A 22825-nucleotide genomic window follows, 5' to 3' on the forward strand; every position below is an offset into this window, starting at 1 on the left:
ATGATTGCGATTATAAAATATAATGGCGGAAACGTAAGCTCTGTACAAAATGCATTAAACAGATTAGGAGCTGAATCGATTATTACGGATGATTTTGATTTAATAAAAAATGCCGATAAAGTAATTTTTCCTGGAGTTGGAGAAGCGTCTTCAACGATGAAAATTTTAAAGGAAAAAGGATTAGATCTGTTAATTCCGACTTTGAAACAACCCGTTTTGGGAATATGTCTTGGAATGCAGTTGATGTGTAAAAATAATGAAGAGGGAAACACGGTTGGAATGGGAATTTTCGATATTAATGTAAAAAAGTTTCCTGCAGAAAATATTATTCCGCATATGGGATGGAATACGATTTCAGATTTTAAATCAACCATTTATTCCGGAATTAAAGAAGAAAGTGATGTCTATTTTGTGCACAGTTTTTATTGTGAATTGTCAGAAAATACCACTTCAGTTTGTGATTATATTTTGCCATTCAGTGCGTCTTTACAGAAAGATAACTTTTATGCGATGCAGTTTCACCCTGAAAAATCTGGGAAAATTGGAAGTCAGTTATTACAAAACTTTTTAAAACTTTAGATATGCGAATTATTCCTGCTATTGATATTATCGACGGAAAATGCGTCCGCCTTTCGAAAGGTGATTATGGAACAAAAAAAATATACAACGAAAATCCTGTAGAAGTTGCCAAAGAATTTGAAAGTTTCGGAATAAAATTTCTTCATTTGGTGGATCTGGATGGCGCAAGATCTAAACATATTGTCAACCAAAAAGTTCTTGAAAATATAGCCCGAGAAACGTCTTTACAAATCGACTTTGGAGGTGGTTTGAAAACTATTGAAGATATAGAAATTGCTTTTAATTCAGGCGCAAAGCAAATTACAATTGGAAGTATTGCCGTTCAAAATCCTGAATTCTGTTTTAGTTTAATTGAAAAATATGCTTCTGAGAAAATTATTTTAGGAGCCGATTGTGAGAACAGAAAAATAAAAACTTCAGGGTGGCTGGAAGAAAGCGATCAAGATGTGATCGATCTTATTCTTTACTATCAGAAAAAAGGAATTAAAAATGTAATCTGCACCGATATTTCCAAAGACGGAATGTTGGAGGGAGCTTCAGAAGATCTTTACAAAGAAATTATAAGTAAAACTTCAGTGAAACTGGTGGCAAGCGGCGGAATTTCGGGTATTGAAGATGTTTACAAAATGAAAGAGATCGGATGCGACGGAACGATTATCGGAAAAGCGATTTATGAAGGGAGAATTTCATTGAAACAACTGGAGAGTTTTGTTTAACCACAAAAGGCACAAAAGTTTAAAAACATTAGAAATTTTAAGTTGCTGCTAATTACTACATAAGAACACATAAGTTTTAGCAAATCAAAGATTTTAGGAAAAATAAAAAATTAGTAAAGTCCCAAAGGGACGATTTAATAAAGGGTAGGATAAAATCCTATCAAAAAAATAATTAAAAAATTTGCGTTGCTGCGTAACCACTAAATAAAATGCTTAAAAAAAGAATCATTCCATGTCTGGATATAAAAGACGGAACTACGGTAAAAGGGATCAACTTTGAAGGTTTGAGAAATGCCGGAGATCCAATAGAATTCGCAAAAAAATACGAGAATGAAGGCGCAGATGAATTGGTTTTCCTTGATATTACCGCAACCATCGAAGAGCGAAAAACATTTGTAGAATTGGTGAAAAACATCGCTAAAGAACTGAGTATTCCTTTCACTGTCGGAGGTGGAATTTCTTCTGTGGAAGATGTAAGAAAACTCTTGGAAGCCGGAGCAGATAAGATCAGCATTAATTCTTCAGCGGTAAAAGATCCACAGTTGATTTCTGATTTGGCTAAAGAGTTTGGCTGTCAGTGCATCGTTGTTGCAATAGACACAAAATTGGTTGATGATTCAGATTGGGTTTTTGTAAAAGGAGGAAGAGAAATGACAGATCTAAAAACATTTGATTGGGCAAAAAAAGTAGAAGAATTAGGCGCTGGAGAAATTCTTTTAACTTCAATGGATGGAGACGGAACTAAAAATGGTTTCGATTTAAGGATCACAAAATTAATTTCTGAAAACGTAAATATTCCCGTAATTGCTTCGGGTGGCGCAGGAAAAACTGAAGATTTTGAAAACGTTTTTAATCAAACCAAAGCAACAGGAGCTTTAGCAGCAAGCATTTTTCACTTTGGAGAAATTAAAATTAATAATTTAAAAAGTGAATTAAAAACTAAAAATATTACGGTAAGATGAAAATAGATTTTAATAAAACGGATGGTCTTGTTCCTGTCATTATTCAGGACGAAAGAACTTTACAGGTTTTAATGTTGGGTTATATGAATGAAGAAGCTTTTAATAAGACAACAGAAGAAAAAATTGTTACTTTTTTCAGCCGTTCAAAAAAAAGACTTTGGACAAAAGGTGAGGAATCAGGAAATTTTTTAACCGTAAAAAATATGGATATTGATTGCGATAACGACACCATTTTAATTAAGGTGATTCCCACAAATACCGTTTGCCACACCGGAAGTTTCAGCTGTTTTGGAGAGAAAGATCCTAAAGGTTTTTTGTATGAATTGGAAGAAAAGATCAGCCAGCGAATTGATGACAAAGTTGAAGATTCTTATACCTATTCTTTATACCAAAGAGGAATCAACAAAGTTGCTCAAAAAGTAGGAGAGGAAGCAGTAGAATTGGTGATAGAAGCTAAAGATGATAATGATAAACTATTTAAAAATGAAGCTGCAGATTTATTATATCACTTTTTAATTTTACTGAAAACTAAAAATGTAAAGTTAGAAGATGTTGAAGAAATACTTTTGGATCGAAACAAATAACTATTACAAGCTACAAATTTAATGTTTGGATTGTAACCTAATTTTTTTGCCACGAATACACGAATATTATCAAAGAAAATATAAATATTTGTGTATTCGTGGCTTATAAATTCAATCATTATTTTTCAATAATCACTTTTTTCGTAACCGTTTCACCATCAGACTTTACAGTACATAGATAAACTCCGCTTGATAATTTTGAAACATTAATGTTCGTTTCATTTTCGTGAGCCGAAATTAGTCTGCCACTCATATCTTTTATTTCAAAGCTGAAATTTTTAATTCCTTTCGGAAGTTCAAGATTCAAAAGATCTTTTGCCGGATTAGGATAGATCTTTATATCTTCTAAGAAATTTGAACTCGTTTCATGCGTTGCTAAAACAGAAGACGCAATAGCAAAATGTTGTAAAGCTCCTACTGCAGCCTTTCCTACTTTGAAAACATAGGTTGGGTCTACATTGGCAAAAGTATCATTAGCAGTATGCTCATTCTGGCTCTGCGGGGTCTCATAGAAGCCGGTAATAATATCTCCCTTACCTTCAAAAGGTACATAATCTGACGAATATGCATTAGACATTACAGTCTGTAGAGGAGAATAGAGGGTTGTACACGCTGCCAATTGTTGTGTAAAAGATAAAGAAGTGGCATTATTTCCAGGTAATCCCGACTGATCGCTTTCGCATTTCACCGAATTACTCGGCGCAGAAAATTTGCCCCCAACCTGATCAATATTGAAAACTAATCTAATATCCATTTGACGTACACCATTTTGAAAAACCACATTATTTACATAATGATAACTCCCCACAAGACCTTGCTCTTCTCCCGAAAAATGAATAAACTTTATAGAATACTCAGTCGGAATATCTTTTAAAATTCTGGCAGCTTCCAGTAAAATAGATGTTCCGCTTCCGTTATCACTAACTCCTGGTCCCACTATTGTGTCGTAGTGGCCGCAAATAATGACGTAGGTATTTGGATAAACAGTTCCTGTTTTTGTAATAATTAAATTTTTGGTCGTATTTCCATTTACAGTAAAACTGTCTTCTGTAATTTGGCTTGGTGCATAACCGTAAGTTTGATATTTAGCTTTAAGCCAGTTCAAAGTATTGTTATTTGCAGTTGAGCCTGAGGTTTTTACACCAAATGATTCGAAATCTTGTAGTAATGATGTGATGTTAGCTTGTGTTACCTGATTGACTCTGTTTTGATAAGCCTGTATAAAACTCTGCGCATGCAAATTATATGACGCTAAAGAAAGAAGCAGAAGACCTGTTAGTTTTTTCACTTTAAATGGTAGACTTTTTTATTAATACGCAAATGTAGATAATAAAAAAATCCCGAGCAAAAAACTCAGGATTTATATTGATAACAAAAAATTTTACATTATTTTACTTGATCTACAACTGCTTTGAAAGCTTCAGGGTGATTCATTGCTAAATCAGCTAAAACTTTTCTGTTAAGCTCAATGTTGTTCTTTTTAAGAGCTCCCATAAACTGAGAGTAAGACATTCCGTGCTCTCTAGCTCCTGCGTTGATACGCATGATCCAAAGTGATCTGAAGTTTCTCTTTTTCTCTTTTCTTCCACGGTAAGCATATTGCATTGCTTTTTGTACCGCGTTTTTAGCAACAGTCCAAACGTTCTTTCTTCTACCGAAAAAACCTTTAGCTTGTTTCATTAATTTTTTTCTGCGAGCTCTAGAAGCTACTGCATTTACTGATCTTGGCATAATTTAAATTGTTTTTTTGAAAAGGGCGGCAACACATGTTGCTCTTTGGTGCACCGTTTCAGGGTTAAAATGTTGAATTTGTTTGAATTCTTATAAACCGAATAATGATTTATAAAAACTACTTAATTGCTAATTGACGTTGAACGCTTTTAGTATCCACTTTAGCTACATAAGAAGTAGTAGTAAGATTTCTCTTCTGCTTAGTTTCTTTTTTAGTTAAGATGTGGCTTTTGTAAGCGTTTTTTCTTTTGATTTTACCAGTTCCGGTAAGAGCAAAACGTTTCTTAGCACCTGATTTCGTTTTTAATTTTGGCATTGTTTGCTTTTTTATGTTTTTGTTATCAATATTATTTCAAATGTACCAATGTAGCAGTTTATCAATTTACCAATAATTGTTACATTGGTAGATTATTAGATTGTTACATTGATTATGGCGTGTCCCTCACTCGTTCATTCCGCTTCGCTTCATTCACTCATTCGGGTCGGGCTATACATTGCAAGTCCTCGCTCATCCGCATATTCTGTCGCTTGCTGTGGGCTTTTCATTACTATCCCTCACGCAGATAATTGGTGTGCAAAATTACGAAAAATTTTCGAGATGAAAAAAGATTTTATAGAGAATAGGGAAGGTTTCTATTTAAAATCCACATTTTAATTAATTTATAAAAAATTAAAACCACGATTCGTTGAATAATCGTGGCTCAAATATATAATGTTTTAAATTAAGATTTAATAAACTCCAGTAGATCTTTATTAATCGTTTCTGCTTCTGTCGTCGGCATTCCGTGTGGGAAACCGGGATAAGAAATAAGTTTTCCGTTTTTCAATAGAGTAGCGGCAATTTTACCCGTAGTTTCAAAAGGAACAATCTGATCGTCTTCGCCATGCATTAATTTTTCACTATTGAAAACAACAAAAACCTCAAATTACTTTGAGGTTATATAATCTTCATTCCAAAAAAGGAATTTACTGAATTATTTAGCTGGTTTCTTAGGACTCATCATCATAATCATTCTCTTACCTTCAAGTTTAGGCAACTGATCTACTTTACCAACGTGCTCCAATTCCTGAGCCAGTTTTAAAAGTAAAATTTCACCCTGATCTTTAAAGATAATAGAACGTCCTTTGAAAAATACGTATGTTTTCAGTTTAGAACCTTCTTCCAAGAACTTTTCAGCATGTTTTTTCTTAAACTCATAATCATGTTCATCAGTCTGAGGTCCGAAACGGATTTCCTTCACGACAACTTTGATCTGTTTTGCTTTAAGCTCTTTCTGCTTTTTCTTTTGCTCGTATAAAAACTTTTTATAGTCTAATATTCTCGCAATAAAAGGCTCAGCTTTATCTGAAATTACAACCAAATCAAGTTCCTGTTCTTTAGCAATCTGTCTTGCTTTATCGATAGGGAAAATTCCTGGCTCTACGTTATCGCCCACTAAACGAAGTTCTCTTACGCGAATCTTGTCGTTTATCATGTGTAAGTCCTCTTGTACAGGACGTCTTTGTGGGCCTCTGTTGTTAAATCGCTGTGCTATTGTATTAAATTTTATTGGTTAACTTTCTATTAAAATTATTCTAAACAAAACTATTTTGTTCAGAATAACTGTTTGGATCTTAAGCTTGGTACTCAACCGCAGTTTTTGAAGCTTCTTTAAAATAAGCTACAAAATCTTCAAGGCTCATTGCTCCTAAATCTCCTTCTCCACGTCTTCTTACAGAAATTGTGCCATCCTTTTCTTCATTTTCTCCCACTACAATCATGAATGGGATCTTTTTCAATTCGGCGTCACGGATCTTTTTACCCGTTTTCTCATTTCTGTCGTCAATCAGACCGCTAATATCGTGATTTTCTAAAAGTTGTGAAACTTTTTTAGCATAATCTACATATTTTTCACTGATCGGTAATATTGTAAACTGATCCGGAGCCAACCATAATGGGAAATCTCCGGCAGTATTTTCTAATAAGATTGCAATGAAACGCTCCATAGAACCAAATGGCGCTCTGTGAATCATCACTGGTCTGTGCTTCTCGTTATCGCTTCCGATGTAAGTAAGGTCAAATCTTTCCGGTAAATTATAATCTACCTGAATAGTTCCTAACTGCCATTTTCTTCCTAAAGCATCTTTCACCATGAAATCTAACTTAGGACCGTAGAATGCAGCTTCGCCGTATTCTGTAACGGTATTCAAGCCTTTTTCTTTGGCCGCAGTTACGATTGCATTTTCTGCTTTCTCCCAGTTTTCATCAGTTCCGATATACTTTTCTTTATTCTCTGGATCTCTCAAAGAAATCTGAGCAGTAAAGTCTGCAAAACCTAAAGAACCGAAAACATAAAGAACCAAATCAATCGTTTTCTTAAACTCGTCCATCAACTGATCCGGAGTACAGAAAAGGTGCGCATCATCCTGAGTAAACCCACGAACTCTCGTTAAGCCGTGAAGCTCACCACTTTGCTCGTATCTGTAAACTGTTCCGAATTCTGCATATCTTTTTGGTAAATCTCTGTAGCTCCATTGTGAAGTTTTGTAAATCTCACAGTGGTGCGGACAGTTCATTGGCTTCAGCATAAATTCTTCTCCTTCATTCGGAGTTTTAATCGGTTGGAAGCTGTCTGCTCCATATTTATCCCAGTGTCCTGAAGTTACATACAATTCTTTAGCTCCGATGTGAGGAGACATTACAAATTCGTAACCGCCTTTTTTCTGAGCATCAGAAAGGAAATTTTCTAATTTTTTTCTCAAAGCGGTTCCTTTTGGCAACCAAAGTGGTAAACCTGCACCTACTTTTTCTGAAAAAGCAAAAATTCCTAATTCTTTACCTAATTTTCTGTGATCTCTTCTTTTTGCCTCTTCTAATAACTCAAGATACTCAGTCAGTTCTTTCTGTTTTGGGAAAGAAATACCGTAAACTCTTGTTAATTGAGGATTTTTCTCATTTCCTCTCCAGTACGCTCCTGCAGCATTTAAGATTTTCATGGCTTTCACAATTCCTGTATTTGGAATGTGACCACCACGACAAAGATCTGTGAAGTTATCGTGTGTTACAAAAGTGATTTCCCCATCATTAAGATTAGAGATCAATTCTACTTTGTAAGGATTGTCTGCATACGTCTTTAAAGCTTCTTCTTTAGAAACCGGATATAATGAGAACGTTGATCCTTTTTTAGCATTTTCTAAAACTTTCTTTTCGATTTTTTCGAAATCTTTTTCAGATAAAGTTTCGTCACCAAAATCTACATCATAATAGAAACCGCTTTCGATGGCTGGACCAATCGTCAACTTAGCATTTGGATAAAACTCAAGGATAGCCTGCGCCAAAAGGTGAGCAGAAGAGTGCCAAAAGGCTTTCTTACCAAGATCGTCATTCCATGTCAAAAGCTGTACCGTAGAATCTGTGGTTATAGGCGTGGTAATTTCGACTTGTGTGCCGTTTACAACTGCGGAAATGGTGTTTCTAGCCAATCCCTCGCTTATAGATTTTGCCACATCCAAAGGAGTAGTTGCTCCTTCAAATTCTCTGACGCTATTGTCTGGAAGTGTAATTTTTATCATTGTTTACTAAGAAATTTTAAGTTGCAAAAATACGCTTTTTTTACGTCTTTAGGAAATCGTAGCGCGATAATTCACAAAAAATACAATTTATTTTAAATTTTTACGTTGATGATTCCTTTTGAATATCATACATGGACATCATTTCCGGATTATAACAGATCTTGAAAATCTGCGGAAAGTTGCAGCCCGACCTGAGCGGAGCTCATTTTTTGCTTGATCATAAAGTTCTGTTAAGCCTAAAATGTATGCAAAAAATAGCGGGAGCGGAGGGCGGAAATTGCTGCCATAAAAAATACCAAGCTTTCACTTGGTATTATCTGTTTTTCCTGACTTGTTTTTGGAAGATTTCTGAACGTCTTCCTTATCAACATCGGGTGGATTTTGTTTCTGTGAAGAAGCCGGAATATCGCGGAAGTCTTCATTTTGCTTTTTTGTTTCTGCAGAATTGGCAGATTCTTTCTTTTTGTTATCGTCTTTTGAATCCATAATTTTGAATTTTTAGAGTCCAAGAACACCGATTTTGCCGGTTTGATCTTCTATCTTATAATTCAAAGCCTTTGCCAAAACGAAAATATTATTAAGATTTTCCATCAATTGCTGATGACCCTCACTTCTTAATTTATTCTGATCTACAGATTTTATAGCAGCTTGTTTGGCTTTTTGCTGAACATTTTTGATGTCCTGCTCAGAAATCCTATTGATGAAAGAATCGTCTAACGACTGAATTTCTACACTTGGCGTAATTCTGATATCCGCATTGGGAAGTTCTGTAATAATCAGTTTTTTGTTAATAGAATCAACTTCTATTTTCATTTTATTCAGATCATATGAAACCTGCGCATTGGTTTTGGTATAAGTAATAATGCTATTACTCGTCATTTCTTTCCCAAGAAATTCGTAACCAAATTTGGTTTTCTGCATCGCAGAAAAATCCTGCTCCAAAACCACCATTTTGTTCATTTTGGAGATCTGATTGGTCAAAATATAATAATCGGACTTTTCAGTTTTTTCGCTCATTTTAAAACAAGACTTAAAACTAAAAAACAGAATCAGCATCAAAAGAATTCCCGCAACAAAGGGAATAATAAGTTTTAAATTTTTCAATTTTCTTTTTTAAATATTTCTTTCAATACCGACCCGTCATCTTTTTTTAAGATTTCTACAAGGTCTCTTTCTACGTAACCCGTAGTCGGCATTTCTATGATTCTTCCAATTTCCTTGCCATATTTTTCGACAATGATTGTAGGAACCTTTGAAACATTATATTTAACTTCATCACCTGTAGGAGACTCTTTTTTACGGTTCACCGCAATAATCGTCAATCTGCTGTCCGGATATTTTACTTCTTCCAGAATTTTCATCAGTCTAGGAAAATCTCTGTGGCTGTCTTCGCACCAGGTTCCTATAAAAACAATCAGATTATAAGAAGTAATATTTTTTTTTCTCAGTTCTCCAACTGCTTTCTGATCCAAAGCATATTCATTAAATTCTTTTGTGTACCATTCTGAATATGGCTCTTTCAAAAACTGCTCTTTAAGCTGATTTCCCAAAAGCATTTTTCCGTCATTGGTAGTTTCCACCTCTCTGTTTACTACGACTTTCTGAGCATTAAACTGCTGCATAGACAAAGTAAGAACTGAAAGAGTAAAAATATTGGTGATGATTTTTTTACAAATCATATTTCTATTATTTCTCATTGTATTTGTGAATCTTTGATTTCATATTAATTTTCAATAATTGTTTTTAAATTGGCAGGAGAGTAGTATTTATTTTTCAATACTTTATGATCTGCTTTTCTGTAAACATTAAATTTTTCTCCTGATTTTTCATAGAAAGATTCAACTTCTTTTTCTTTGTAAAATTCTACCGTTTCATTTGCCTGCTCTTCGTTATCACAAGCTTTAGACATGTTAGAACGCTGTACTTCGTTGAATAGCTCTACAAACTTATTCCCCAATCCGAATTCTAAAACTGCACCGCTCAAAACATACTGCAAATCACACAATGCATCAGCAATTTCTACAATATTATTATCTGCAATAGCCTGCTTCAACTCATTTAATTCTTCCTGCAAAAGCTCAACTCTCAAATCGCATCTATCCTGAGAAGGAATTTGTGGAGTATCTAAAATAGGTGCTTTAAAAGTGGTGTGGAATTCTGCTACTTGGTTCAGGCTGTCAATTTTATCCATGAAATTTTATTATTTAAGGCAAATATAAAAATTAGGAATGAGAAAATATGATTGATTGAGATTTAAATTAACACACTCAGTAAAGTTGGAGATACGAGATTCGATTTATAAGAGTTCTTAAATCCCGAAACCCGAAACCCAAGATCCCAAATAAAAAGACTGCCCGTTTCCGAACAGCCTTTTTTACTCAAGGTTAATTGAGAGGGTAATTAGTTTTTAATAAATCGCTTAGAAACTTCGCCCATCTGAATTACATAAGCACCTTTTACAAGACCACTTACATTCACCGAGCCTTCTTTGAGTTTTCCTGAATTGATTAGTTTTCCACCCATATCGAAGATTTTATAATCTTCACTAGTCGTATTTGAAACATTTAAAATATCTCTTGCAGGATTTGGATACAATTTAATATCTGTTATTAAATCTTTTGTAGCAAAATCGTCACCTCTTCCTGATGAAACAATATTTAAAGTGTAATCTTCAACCTGTCCGTAAGTATAAGAACCACAAGAAGACGAAGGCACAGAATTATACTGCATCATTACTCTCATTCTCGTATTACCAAGAATTGCAGTTGACGGAATTGTGATTGAGCCTGTTACCGGACTTGTTTGTGAACCAGTTTTTGTCCAAACCAATTCTCCACTGTCTGTAAAATCTCCATCTTTATTATAATCGATGTAAACTGCATAAGCTTCATTGTATTTAGTAGAAGTCCAAACCGGAGTTACAGAAATGGTATAAGCTGTACCTCTTGTTACGTTTGTAGAAACTGAAGTAAAGTTTTCGTAACCAGCAGTTCCTGTTGACGTATTGTTAATCGTTCCGAAGCTTACATTTCCGATTCTTTCATCTGACGTATTCGTTGCTGCTGCAGAACAATAAGTAACTGTACTTCCAGCAAGCGTCGTTACAGAAACCGTATTGCTTGAAACAGAATTATTCCCTGCCGCATCTTTAGCTTTAACTGTAAAACTATACGTTGTAGAAGGCGTTAAACTTGTTACGGTATAAGAAGTAGAAGTTGTAGAACCAACCAATGAAGCCCCTTGGTAAACATCATAACCCGTTACAGCAACATTATCTGTAGCGCCAGACCAAGAAAGATTAGTGCTTGTAGAAGTTGTTCCCGAAGCCGCTAAAGTCGGAGCTGTTGGCGCAGTAGTATCTGAACTTCCTGAACCTGTATTTACTGTAATATTTGCATTATTCACATCAAAGAAAATATGATTAGAACCTTTTACCATAATTCTTCCTGTAGTTGTGGAAGCATTTGGAATCGTTACTGCTTGAGAGCCATCGTTTGGAGTTCCTGAAAGTAGAGTAGTCCAAGTATTTCCGCTGTCTGTAGACCAAAGGATATCTACATTAGCTGCATTTACGCCGTTCGCAGTTGTTCCTGCAACATTCCATGTTATCGTTTGAGAAGTACCTCCCGAATAAGTTGTCGCTGTATTTTGAGAACTTACACTGAATGGTCCTGCAGTTCCATTAACGGTAATTACCGCATCATCAGAATTGTTCCCAGAACCTCCTGATTTGTTATCACGAACTGTGAATCTAAAATTATACGTTCTCGCTACATTAGATAAAGCTTCCACAGTAATTTCTGAGCCAGCCGTTGTTGTCGCACCCGTTAAAACAGAAGCCATTCTCGGAAAATATCTTGTAGGAGTTGTTTGTGGAGTCCACGATCTGAAAGTTGGCCCAGTCGCTTTTGTAGCACTTGCAGCCGAACTTGCTCCGGTTTGAGAAGAAGACGCATTATTCATCTGTTCCCAAATATAGGTTAAAGCATCTCCATTAGCATCAGTTCCGGAACCTGTTAACATAAACGGCGTCCCTTTTGGAATCGTATAATCTGAACCTGCGTTTGCTGTAGGAATAGCATTTCCTGTATTTGTGCTTGTTGGGCAAGTTTTAGCTTTAATATTATCAGTAATCTGCTGAATACTCACCGCATGAAAGAAAGAATCTGAGTGCGCCTGAATATCCTGCCCCGTAATTCCCGCATATCCCATAATGGTAGATCCTGAACCAGGTTCCATGTTAACACCTGTTCCTTCATTCGAATGAGAAAAAGTATGATTTCCACCAAACTGATGCCCCAATTCGTGAGCCACATAATCGATATCAAAATTATCTCCTGAAGGAATTGCATCTGCCGGAGAAGTATAACCACTTCCTTTCGAACCATTTACACAAACACAACCAATACAACCTGCGTTTCCGCCACCTCCGGAAGCTCCGAATAAATGTCCTACATCATAATTTGCTTCTCCAATTACGGAAGTTAAAGTCGATTGAAGCTGAGAATTCCAGCTGCTCATTCCTGAAGCTGCAGAATAAGGATCTGTAGAAGCATTGGTATAAATTACAGCGTCATTATTGGCAATTAAAACCATTCTTGCGGAAAAGTCTTTTTCAAAAACTCCGTTTACACGGGTCATTGTATTATTCATTGCCGCTAAGGCAAGAGCTTTTGTTCCTCCAAAATAGGATGTATATTCTCCTGTGGAAGACAAAGCCAATCTGAATGTTCTTAGTTTTGCATCATCTGCATTCGGTCTCGCTGCAAGATTATCAATGCTTGAAACTCCTTTCTGAGCAACATCAATTACTGTACATTCAAACTTATTAAGATCATCTTTTTTGTCAGATTTTCTGTAAACGACATACGTTGAAAGATCTTTTGTGTAAGGCTCAATAAAAACAGCGGACTTATCACCGTAAATTTCCATTGATGATAACCCCAATGGCGAAATACTAAAATACACTGTAGAATTTGAATCTCCCATTCCTTCACCAACATAAGATTTGATATCAGGATATTTAGCAGCTAACTGGGGATCGAAATTAGAGTTTTCTTTTACTTTGAAATGCTCCAATTTTCCATCAGAATTTGGGAAAGAGATGATAATTTCTGATTTTTCTCCAACAGCCAATCTTTTGGGAGCTTTTGCTAAAGCATTTTTTAATCCGTTAATATCTAAACTATAGATTTTCGGATTGTTGATTGTTGATTTGTTTTCAAAAATTTCTGAAGTTGTTTTTCTAGAACCTTCAGACCAAAGACGGTCTGTCTGAGCGAATGAAATACCTGAAACCAGCATTCCAATCACCAATAGTTGTTTTTTCATATAGTAGCTATTTTGATTTTGGAATATCAAAGCTAATAAAAATTATATTACGAAAAACAAAATTATTTAAGAAATTTTTAGATAATCATTATAATAAATTATGCATTACATTAAATAAAATGTACGACATAACGAAAACAACCCTATAAAACAACAAAAGCACACGTAATCACGTATGCTTTTGTTTTATTTTGATTTTAAGGTAAATTAAACCAAAAATTTATTTTGTAATGTCTCTACCGATAACCAGTCTTTGAATCTCAGAAGTTCCCTCGCCAATAGTGCAAAGCTTAGAATCTCTGTAGTATTTTTCAGCCGGGAAATCTTTTGTATATCCGTAACCTCCAAAAATCTGAACCGCATTGTTAGAAATTCTTACACAAGCTTCAGAAGCATACAATTTTGCCATTGCACCTTCTCTTGTCATTTTCTGTTTTGCATTTTTCAGCGTAGAAGCTCTTTGGATCAATAATTCAGCTGCATCAATTTCTGTTGCCATATCTGCCAACATAAAATTGATCGCCTGAAATTCTGAAATAGATTTTCCGAATTGCTTTCTTTCTTTAGCATATTTTAAAGCTGCTTTGTAAGCTCCTCTTGCAGTTCCTAAACTTAGCGCAGCAATAGAAATCCTACCACCGTCAAGAATTTTCATTGCCTGTTTGAAACCTTCACCAACTTCACCTAAACGATTTGCATCTGAAACACGAACGTTATCAAAAATAAGTTCTGCAGTTTCTGAAGCTCTCATTCCAAGTTTATTTTCTTTTTTCCCAGAAGTAAAACCAGCCATTCCTTTTTCTAAAACGAAAGCTGTAGAATTATTTTTAGCTCCAATTTCTCCAGTTCTTGTCATTACCACAGCAATATCACCAGAAATTGCATGAGTGATAAAGTTTTTAGCTCCGTTGATTACCCACTCGTCACCATCTCTTACAGCCGTAGTAGACATTCCTCCAGAATCAGATCCTGTATTGTGCTCTGTCAATCCCCAAGCTCCGATTACTTTCCCTGTAGCTAACTGCGGAAGCCATTTGTTTCTCTGCTCTTCATTTCCAAATTCATAGATATGATTAGTACAAAGCGAGTTGTGTGCAGCAACTGATAATCCGATTGAAGGATCAACCTGAGAAATTTCATCAAGAATAGCAACATACTCATGATAGCCAAGACCAGAACCACCATATTCTTCAGGAATTACAATTCCCATAAAACCCATATCTCCTAACTGGTGAAATAGTTCTTTAGGAAAAGTCTGACTTTCGTCCCATTCCATAATATTTGGTCTGATATTCTTTTCAGCAAATTCCTTTGCTGTTTCCGCGATCATTTTGATGTTGTTAATCGTTTCTGTGTTCATATTACTTGTATAGTTATGTCCCAAAGATACTTAAATTGCCGAAATACGAAAATAATTTATTTTGAAGTTGAGTTATCACAAATAAGTAATTAACTTTCAGTAAATTAAATTTAAATTATTAATAATATATTAATCCCATTAATTAGCATTCAGTATGTTTATTTCATACATTAGCCGTCCAATTTTTTACACATGAAAAAACTTCTACTTCCTATACTTTTAATATCTGCTTATGTTTCAGCGCAAATTCCGGCAGGATATTATGACGGAACGACAGGATTGATGGGTTATGCATTAAAATCAAAACTGCATAATATTATTTCTACAAAGAATATCAATTGGCATTATGGTGATTTAACGAATTACTATAATCAGACTGATTTAGATAAATATTATGATCACGGACCAACCAATACTACGATTTTACTAGACATATATTCTGAAATTCCAACAGGACCCGATGCTTATGAATATACTACGGCAAACATTATTGGAAGTGCGAATGCAGAAGGATTAGGATGGAACAGGGAACATATGATGCCTCAAAGCACATTTTATAGTAACTACCCAATGTATTCTGATTTGTTTTATGTAGTTCCAACTGATGCAAGAATCAATCAGTTAAGAAGCAATTATCCTTACGGAATCGCAGGAGCAACAAATTATCATACGTTCACAAATTCTTCAAAAATAAACAATAGTGCAATTCCTAATTACGTTTATACAGGGCGTGTTTATGAGCCAATTAATGAGTTTAAAGGCGATGTAGCAAGAAGCTTATTATATTTTGCTGTAAGATATGAAGGAAAACTGGGAACTTTTAATTTTAACAATAATGCAAATCCTGCATCCGACACTAATCCTTTAGACGGAACAGAAGAAAGAGCTTTTGAGCCGGCTTATATTGCAATGCTTATTCAATGGCACAACCAAGACCCTGTTTCTCAAAGGGAAATCGACAGAAATAATGCGGTTTATAATCTGCAGAAAAACAGAAATCCATTTATCGATAATCCATCTTGGGTCAATGCGATTTGGGGGCAAACTCCAGATTCTGCTGCACCTTCAACCCCGGCAAATTTAACAGTAACTCAGAATAGCGCCTATTTTACAACATTAAGCTGGACGCCAAGTACAAGTACAGATGTTATTGGCTATAAAATTTATCAGAATGGAACTTTAATCGGTTCAACAAAAGAAAATTCGATTAGCATTGACCATCTAACACCTTCTACAACATATACTTATACCGTAAAAGCCTACGACAACGGATATTTACTTTCTGGTGATAGCAATACAGCTTCTGCAACCACTTTAGCGACGGATATTTATGCTAAAGATTTAATTGTTACAAAATATTTAGAAGGAACATCAAACAATAAAGCGATAGAGATTACCAATAAAACGGGTCATTCTGTTAATTTAAGTGATTACAGATTATCAATTCAGTTTCCTAGCGGAACCAATTATTATTTTCCTGCACCTTTTGAACTGGAAGGAACGGTACAGAATAATGAAACTTTTGTCCTTCTAAATCCTGAAGCCAACTTCTCTTGTTTTACCATTAATCAGGCAAAATTTGTGACTGCAGCTCCACAAATGACATTTTCTGGAAGTCAATATTTAGAACTGAGATACAAATCTACCACCGTTGATGCAATTGGAGTTTCTTCACAAAACAATTCTTCAGTTTTAGGAAATGTTTCTCTATATAGAAAAGCGACTATTAATCAACCAGTGACAATTTTTGATGTCTCAGAATGGGATTCTTATGCAAGCAATTACTGCCAGAATTTAGGAACATTATCGACTTCTGAAGCAGAATTATTAGCTGGAAAAGAATTTAAAATCTATCCAAATCCGGTTCATGAAAACATTTTTGTAAGCGGAAAAACTGAAAATATTCAGACTGCTCAAATTGTAGATTATTCGGGACAATTGATTTACACAGAGAAAAATCCGTTTAAAAACAAGAAAAATATTTCTGTGCAGAATTTAAAAACAGGTTCTTATTTATTGAAACTTGATGACAAAGCTTATCAGTTTATTAAGAAATAAAATTAAATTTAAATATAAAACTTTACAACTTCGTTCAACTTTGAGCGAAGTTTTTTGTTGATAAAATTTATAAGCAAAAAAGCTAATATTTGAGATTTATAATCAAATTGACTTATATTTTTTATTTATAAGTAATAATGATTATATTTGCAAAATGATAGCGGTCATCACTGGTGATATTATTAATTCGCAGCATGCAGACACAGAAGTTTGGATTACCAAGCTTAAAAATCTTCTCGACACGTGGGGAAGTGCTCCCGCAACATGGGAAATCTACAGAGGCGACGAATTTCAGTTTAAATGCAATACCGACGATGTCTTTTGGCATTTCTTAGCTATCAAATCTCTTATAAAAAGTCAGGAAAATTTAGACGTAAGAATTGCAATTGGCATTGGTGAGGAAAACTTTTCTTCTGAAAAAATTACAGAATCCAACGGTTCGGCTTATGTAAATTCAGGAAGGTTGTTGAATGATCTGAAGAGTGATGGTCATACAGTTTCCATCAAAACTTCCAACGACTCTATAGACCGCGACCTCAATATTTTATTAAAATGGGCATCCAAAGATTTTGATAACTGGACGATGGCAACTGCCGAAATCATCCACGAAATGATAATGAATCAAGATTATACACAGGAAGATCTTGCCAAAAAATTTACCATTTCGCAATCCTCAATCAGCCAAAGACTGAAACGGGCAAACTACGAACTTATCGTAGAAACCAATCAATATTTTAGAAAGAAAATTTCAGAATTGTAAGATGATTTTTATTCAACTCATATTGGCACATTTACTTGGAGATTTTATTCTTCAGCCAAATTCTTGGGTTGCAGATAAGGAGAACCGTAAACTGAAAAGTTCATATTTATATATTCATGTTCTGATTCATGCCATTTTAAGCTTTATTTTCCTTTGGGATCTTAAACTTTGGTGGATTGCAGTTTTAGTGGGAATTTCTCATTTTATTATTGATGCCTGTAAACTGAGTTTTCAAAAAATTCAGACAAAAAAAAGATGGTTTTTTATTGATCAGGCTCTTCATGTAGCGGTGATTGGTGGAATTTCTCTTTATTTCAGTGAATTTAATTTTGAATTTTTAAAAGATCAGGATTTTTTAAAAATGATAATGGCGGCCTTGTTTTTAACATCACCTGCTTCAATTTTCATCAAACTATTATTATCATCTTGGACTCCCGTTACCGGAGAAGAAAACAGCGTACAAAGCGATTCTTTATCGAGTGCCGGAAAATATATCGGGATTTTAGAACGACTATTGGTTTTCACATTTATTGTAGTCAACCATTGGGAAGGAGTAGGCTTTATGATCGCGGCAAAATCTGTTTTCAGATTCAGCGATTTGGCACAGGCAAAACAGAGAAAACTGACAGAATATGTATTGATCGGTACATTATTAAGTTTTGGGATCGCTGTTTTAGCAGGAATTTTAATTAAATAAAAAGTATATAAATCTAACTATAATTGAAAACCTTTGATTCAAGGTTTTCTAAAGTAAAAAAAAGTAAAAATTATGAGTCAAAAGCTAGAAATGCTGTATGAAGGGAAAGCAAAACAAGTATTTGCAACCGAAAATCCTGACGAAGTTGTAGTACGTTTCAAAGACGATGCAACTGCATTTAACGCTCAAAAAAGAGGATCTGTAGATTTGAAAGGTGAAATGAACAATGCTATCACCACTCTTATTTTTGAATATTTAAATGAAAAAGGAATTAAAACTCATTTCATCAAACAACTAGACGAAAGAGAGCAATTGGTAAAGAAAGTATCAATTATTCCTTTGGAAATGGTCGTAAGAAACTATTCTGCAGGAAGCATGGCTCAAAGATTAGGAGTTGAGGAAGGAATTAAATCTCCGGTTACCATCTTCGATATCTGCTACAAAAAAGACGAATTGGGAGATCCGCTTATCAACGATCACCACGCTGTTTTCTTAGGAGCTGCAACGTATGAAGAGCTAGACGAGATGTATGAATTAACTTCAGACATCAACGAAATCTTGATCGATCTTTTCGATAAAATGAATATCATCTTGGTAGATTTCAAAATCGAATTAGGAAAAACTTCAGACGGCGAAATCATTCTTGCTGATGAAATTTCTCCTGATACTTGCAGACTTTGGGATAAAGACACGATGAAGAAGTTAGACAAAGACAGATTCAGAAGAGATCTTGGTGAAGTTACTGAAGCTTATGTTGAGATCTACAATCGTCTTAAAGCTGTTTTAAAGAAATAATTTAATTTATTTAAAGATTTAAGAATTTAAAAAATAAGCAGTCAGTAATCTTTTTAATCATTAAATTTTTTAATCTTTTAATTTTAGAGAAATAGAAATGAAAAGTTTAGACATTCATAAAAGTGAATATTTAAAACAGTTTGAAAATCAAACCTACGGAAGAAATCTCTTCAGAACGCAGGAAGAAGAAAGACTGGATGCTCCGAATGAGGAGTGCGGGATCTTTGGAATGTATTCTGATAATGATTTGGATACATTTTCTCTTTCACAGTTCGGACTTTTTGCGCTTCAGCACAGAGGTCAGGAAGCTTGTGGTATTTCTGTTCTTAAAGACGGAAAAATCACCAATATGAAAGATGAAGGTTTGGTTTTGGATGTTTATAAAGAGATTCAAAATCCTGAGACTTTTATGGGAAATTCTGCAATCGGACACACCCGTTATACGACTGCAGGAGACAAAAAGAAGTATAATTTCCAGCCATTTTTTGCCAAAAACGAATATGACCAGATTATACTTTCTATCGCTCACAACGGTAACTTAACCAATGCGAAAGAGCTAAAGCATGAACTGGAAGCTGAAGGTGTAGTTTTCAGAGCTACTTCAGATTCTGAGGTTATTTTAAGATTAATTCAAAAAAATCTTGACCTTGGACTTCGTGGTGCGATTAAGGCAACCATGGAGAAAATTGAAGGAGCTTATTCGGTGGTTGGAATGACGAGAAATAAATTCTTTGCATTCAGAGATTTCAACGGAATCAGACCTTTGGTTTTGGGAGCAATCAACGAAAATTCTTACGTTGTCGCTTCTGAATCTGTCGCTTTAGATGCTGTAGGTGCTCAATATGTTCGTGATATTTTACCTGGTGAAATCATTTATACCAATGAAAATGAGCCTGGAAAACTTCACTCAATCATGGTAGATGAAACAAAAGCGAAGCAAAGAATCTGTTCTTTTGAATACATTTATTTTGCAAGACCCGATTCTACTTTAGAAAACATCAACGTTTACGAAATCAGAGAAAAATCTGGTGAAAAAATCTGGGAACAGGCTCCTGTAGAAGCTGATATTGTAATTGGAGTTCCTGATTCTGGAGTTCCGGCTGCAATTGGTTTTTCAAAAGCTTCGGGAATCCCTTTCCGTCCGGTTTTGATTAAAAACAGATACATCGGAAGAAGTTTCATCGTTCCAACTCAGGAAATGAGAGAAAGAATCGTTAATCTGAAACTGAATCCTATTATTTCTGAGATCAAAGACAAAAGAGTAGTGATCATCGACGATTCTATCGTTCGTGGAACAACTTCTAAAAGATTGGTTAAAATTTTAAAAGAAGCAGGCGTAAAGGAAATTCACTTCAGAAGTGTTTCTCCACCAATTATTGCACCTTGTTATCTTGGAATTGACACACCTTCAAAAGACGATTTGATTTCTGCAAATATGACGACAGAAGAACTTAGAAATTATTTGGGAGTAGATTCTCTTGAGTTTTTGAGTACTGATAATTTAAAAGAAATATTAGGTTCTTCTAATCACTGTTTCGGATGCTTCACAGAAGAGTATCCGGTAGCAAAAGGAGAAGAAATAGAATTATTTAATTAAGATTTAATTTCTAAATATAAAAAGGTCAGACTTACAATTAAGTCTGACCTTTATTATTGAAATAAGATTTTCTTTTCTTAGAATTTAAATGCTAAACCTACTGCAAAGTTATTGTTTCTTACTGCATCAGAACCATTTGGTCTGTCTTTAGCAACGTCAGTTACACCAGCTGTGTATCTTGCTGTAATACCAACGTTATCTGTGAAGTAATAACCTGCACCAAGACCAATACCTAAATTGAAAGTATTCAATTGATCCTTATAATCTCCAGTTGTATTTAAAGGGTCATTATTCGTTTCATTTTTTAACTTATTTTTAGCGCTAACTAAAAATCCGAATTCAGGACCAGCTTCAACATAAAGATTAGGAATAAAATTATATTGGAACATTAATGGAATTGCAACATAATCCAAATGTCTTGCATATGAAATTCTATCGTTTGAAATTGGAGCTCTATAATCATATTTGTCACCATATTGTGTATATATAACCTCAGGCTGAATGCTGAAAGATTCAGCTACAGGAATTGTTGCAAATACACCTGCATTAAAACCTATTTTAGATCCTTGATCTTCCAATGATCCATCTTTTGATAATGAAGAAACGTTCATCCCTCCTTTGATACCAAATCTTACGTCAGATGACGATGTCGTTCTAGTTGTAGTGGTTGTAGTTGTCGTCTGAGCAAATGCCAAAGATGTTGACAAAACTGCGATTCCTAAAATTAACTTTTTCATAACTTAAATTTTTTAATATTTTACTAATTCTAATTTTAAATTTTACTACCAAACTTTTTCAGTTTGACGAGTCGTATCTTTCAAATTGTTTGCCAAAACTCATAGAAAACTAAAAACATAAAAAAACCATTCACAACAGCAAATGGTTTAAATCATAAAAACATGAATATCAGATAATTATATTTAACTCAATTTATATGCTTCGAATAACAATTATTTAAATTTAAATCTAAAAATTTAGTTTAAAACTTAAAATTCACTCAGCTTTTTGTAATAATTGATTGATTTTTGAATATTTTCAGTGCTACATTCGTGATCATAAATACAAGAACCAATTCCTGAAAGCAAAGAAAAATTGATTTTTGCATCTGTATTTTTCTTATCATTCAATAATAAGTTGAAAATATCTTCATCTTTAAAGTCACCCAAATCGATAAAAGAGAAGTATCTCTGAATATTTTCTATAATCAAGTCTGCATCTTCTTTAGAAATCAAACCTTCAAGATAAGAAAGATGGCTTTCGCAAATCATTCCCAACGCAACTGCTTCACCGTGAAGAATAGGATTTTCGCTCTGAAGACATAAACTTTCGATAGCATGACCAATCGTGTGACCGAAGTTCAAAGTTTTTCTCACATTTTTCTCATGAAAATCTGCATTTACAACTTCCTGCTTAATTTCCATTGACTGCGGAATCAGCGGTTCAACTCCTGTAGGATCTAAATGTTGCAGCTTTATTAAAGCTTCCCAGTGTTTTTTATCAGCAATTAATCCGTGTTTTAGCATTTCGGCAAATCCGCTTTTCAGTTCTTTTGCAGGAAGTGTATCTAAAAATCGCGTATAAGCATATATCTGTTTAGGAAAAGAAAATGTTCCCACCATGTTTTTATAATGCATCAGATCAATTCCTGTTTTACCACCGATAGATGCGTCACACATCGAAAGAAGTGTTGTCGGAATATTAATAAACTGAATTCCTCTTTTATAGGTAGAAGCTACAAAACCTCCCATATCGGTAATCACACCGCCGCCAAGATTGATTATCAAAGCTTTTCGGTCGGCCTGCATTTCTGTAAGAATTTCCCAAAGCTGATTGGCGGTTTGAATATTTTTCATTTCTTCACCCGCTTCAATCTCCAGAATTTCAAAAGAAATATCGGTTTCTAAATTCCCTAATAATACAGGGAGACAATATTCATGCGTATTTTCATCCACCAAAATAAAAATTTTGCTGAATGATTTTTCGGTCAAAAATTGATTGAGCTGCGAAAAATTTTCGTCTAATAAAGTAATCATTGTATGATTTTTTTATAATTAAAAGCTATACTAAGCTACAAAGTTATGATTCTTAATTTCTAACTCGTAA

The 22825-nt window shown here is 34.5% G+C and carries 23 protein-coding genes; 9 read left to right on the plus strand and 14 right to left on the minus strand.

Features of this window, described 5'->3' with window-relative positions:
- The 4 genes from hisH to hisIE all read left to right on the plus strand — a co-directional run bounded on the left by hisH (window position 1) and on the right by hisIE (window position 2841).
- A complete protein-coding gene (hisH, locus tag BUR17_RS03080; protein WP_074228699.1) occupies window positions 1-579 on the plus strand; it encodes an imidazole glycerol phosphate synthase subunit HisH in 579 nt (192 codons plus the stop codon).
- A 2-nt stretch (window positions 580-581) separates the two neighbouring features.
- On the plus strand, window positions 582-1295 hold the full coding sequence (gene hisA / locus BUR17_RS03085; RefSeq protein WP_074228701.1) for a 1-(5-phosphoribosyl)-5-[(5-phosphoribosylamino)methylideneamino]imidazole-4-carboxamide isomerase: 714 nt from the start codon (window positions 582-584) through the stop codon (window positions 1293-1295).
- Between the two features lie 209 nt (window positions 1296-1504).
- Window positions 1505-2257, plus strand: coding sequence for an imidazole glycerol phosphate synthase subunit HisF (hisF, locus tag BUR17_RS03090; protein ID WP_074228703.1), 753 nt, complete (start codon window positions 1505-1507; stop codon window positions 2255-2257).
- Window positions 2254-2841 carry a bifunctional phosphoribosyl-AMP cyclohydrolase/phosphoribosyl-ATP diphosphatase HisIE gene (gene hisIE / locus BUR17_RS03095; RefSeq protein WP_074228704.1) on the plus strand — a complete coding sequence of 196 codons (588 nt, stop codon included), beginning with the start codon at window positions 2254-2256 and terminating at the stop codon, window positions 2839-2841. Before hisF ends, hisIE begins: the two co-directional genes overlap by 4 nt.
- A gap of 118 nt (window positions 2842-2959) precedes the next feature.
- On the opposite strand, the gene BUR17_RS03100 is transcribed toward hisIE, so the two are convergent.
- From BUR17_RS03100 to BUR17_RS03155, 12 genes are all read right to left on the minus strand, one after another.
- Entirely contained in the window at window positions 2960-4129 is a 1170-nt protein-coding gene (locus BUR17_RS03100; RefSeq protein WP_074228706.1) for a M28 family peptidase, read from the minus strand.
- A gap of 98 nt (window positions 4130-4227) precedes the next feature.
- Window positions 4228-4572 carry a 50S ribosomal protein L20 gene (gene rplT, locus BUR17_RS03105; protein ID WP_066678564.1) on the minus strand — a complete coding sequence of 115 codons (345 nt, stop codon included), beginning with the start codon at window positions 4570-4572 and terminating at the stop codon, window positions 4228-4230.
- A gap of 118 nt (window positions 4573-4690) precedes the next feature.
- Window positions 4691-4888: a 50S ribosomal protein L35 gene (gene rpmI, locus BUR17_RS03110; RefSeq protein WP_066678566.1), complete on the minus strand. Its 198-nt coding sequence runs from the start codon at window positions 4886-4888 to the stop codon at window positions 4691-4693.
- 406 nt (window positions 4889-5294) lie between these two features.
- The gene (locus BUR17_RS03115; RefSeq protein ID WP_228418594.1) at window positions 5295-5462 is read right to left on the minus strand and encodes an alpha/beta hydrolase family protein; all 168 of its coding nucleotides are present in this window, start codon (window positions 5460-5462) and stop codon (window positions 5295-5297) included.
- 84 nt (window positions 5463-5546) lie between these two features.
- Entirely contained in the window at window positions 5547-6047 is a 501-nt protein-coding gene (gene infC, locus BUR17_RS03120) for a translation initiation factor IF-3 (RefSeq protein WP_066678569.1), read from the minus strand.
- Window positions 6048-6186: 139 nt separating this feature from the next.
- On the minus strand, window positions 6187-8124 hold the full coding sequence (gene thrS / locus BUR17_RS03125; RefSeq protein ID WP_074228710.1) for a threonine--tRNA ligase: 1938 nt from the start codon (window positions 8122-8124) through the stop codon (window positions 6187-6189).
- A gap of 303 nt (window positions 8125-8427) precedes the next feature.
- Window positions 8428-8610 carry a hypothetical protein gene (locus BUR17_RS03130; RefSeq protein ID WP_074228712.1) on the minus strand — a complete coding sequence of 61 codons (183 nt, stop codon included), beginning with the start codon at window positions 8608-8610 and terminating at the stop codon, window positions 8428-8430.
- 12 nt (window positions 8611-8622) lie between these two features.
- Complete coding sequence (locus tag BUR17_RS03135; protein WP_074228713.1) at window positions 8623-9228, minus strand: DUF4230 domain-containing protein; 606 nt, start codon at window positions 9226-9228, stop codon at window positions 8623-8625.
- On the minus strand, window positions 9225-9803 hold the full coding sequence (locus BUR17_RS03140; protein WP_074230202.1) for a TlpA family protein disulfide reductase: 579 nt from the start codon (window positions 9801-9803) through the stop codon (window positions 9225-9227). Before BUR17_RS03140 ends, BUR17_RS03135 begins: the two co-directional genes overlap by 4 nt.
- A 44-nt stretch (window positions 9804-9847) precedes the next feature.
- Complete coding sequence (locus tag BUR17_RS03145; RefSeq protein ID WP_074228715.1) at window positions 9848-10315, minus strand: pyrophosphohydrolase domain-containing protein; 468 nt, start codon at window positions 10313-10315, stop codon at window positions 9848-9850.
- 209 nt (window positions 10316-10524) lie between these two features.
- Window positions 10525-13455: a reprolysin-like metallopeptidase gene (locus BUR17_RS03150; RefSeq protein ID WP_074228717.1), complete on the minus strand. Its 2931-nt coding sequence runs from the start codon at window positions 13453-13455 to the stop codon at window positions 10525-10527.
- Between the two features lie 220 nt (window positions 13456-13675).
- Window positions 13676-14815, minus strand: a complete 1140-nt coding sequence (locus BUR17_RS03155) for an acyl-CoA dehydrogenase family protein (protein WP_074228719.1) — start codon at window positions 14813-14815, stop codon at window positions 13676-13678.
- 192 nt (window positions 14816-15007) lie between these two features.
- Between BUR17_RS03155 and BUR17_RS03160 the strand changes: the two genes are divergently transcribed.
- The 5 genes from BUR17_RS03160 (at window position 15008) to purF (ending at window position 20722) form a co-directional block, all read left to right on the plus strand.
- Window positions 15008-16873 carry an endonuclease gene (locus BUR17_RS03160; protein ID WP_074228721.1) on the plus strand — a complete coding sequence of 622 codons (1866 nt, stop codon included), beginning with the start codon at window positions 15008-15010 and terminating at the stop codon, window positions 16871-16873.
- 154 nt (window positions 16874-17027) lie between these two features.
- Entirely contained in the window at window positions 17028-17633 is a 606-nt protein-coding gene (locus BUR17_RS03165) for a SatD family protein (protein WP_074228723.1), read from the plus strand.
- A gap of 1 nt (window position 17634) precedes the next feature.
- Entirely contained in the window at window positions 17635-18330 is a 696-nt protein-coding gene (locus tag BUR17_RS03170) for a DUF3307 domain-containing protein (protein ID WP_074228725.1), read from the plus strand.
- Between the two features lie 72 nt (window positions 18331-18402).
- On the plus strand, window positions 18403-19125 hold the full coding sequence (purC, locus tag BUR17_RS03175) for a phosphoribosylaminoimidazolesuccinocarboxamide synthase (RefSeq protein ID WP_074228727.1): 723 nt from the start codon (window positions 18403-18405) through the stop codon (window positions 19123-19125).
- A gap of 97 nt (window positions 19126-19222) precedes the next feature.
- Window positions 19223-20722: an amidophosphoribosyltransferase gene (purF, locus tag BUR17_RS03180; RefSeq protein ID WP_074228729.1), complete on the plus strand. Its 1500-nt coding sequence runs from the start codon at window positions 19223-19225 to the stop codon at window positions 20720-20722.
- Between the two features lie 77 nt (window positions 20723-20799).
- Here purF and BUR17_RS03185 read toward each other — a convergent pair whose 3' ends face one another.
- Window positions 20800-21459, minus strand: a complete 660-nt coding sequence (locus tag BUR17_RS03185) for a porin family protein (RefSeq protein WP_074228730.1) — start codon at window positions 21457-21459, stop codon at window positions 20800-20802.
- A gap of 249 nt (window positions 21460-21708) precedes the next feature.
- Window positions 21709-22755 carry a 3-dehydroquinate synthase gene (aroB, locus tag BUR17_RS03190; RefSeq protein WP_074228732.1) on the minus strand — a complete coding sequence of 349 codons (1047 nt, stop codon included), beginning with the start codon at window positions 22753-22755 and terminating at the stop codon, window positions 21709-21711.
- Window positions 22756-22825: the final 70 nt, after the last annotated feature.

Origin of the sequence: Chryseobacterium scophthalmum (genome assembly GCF_900143185.1) — a bacterium.
In the GTDB taxonomy this organism is placed as follows: Bacteria; Bacteroidota; Bacteroidia; order Flavobacteriales; family Weeksellaceae; genus Chryseobacterium; species Chryseobacterium scophthalmum.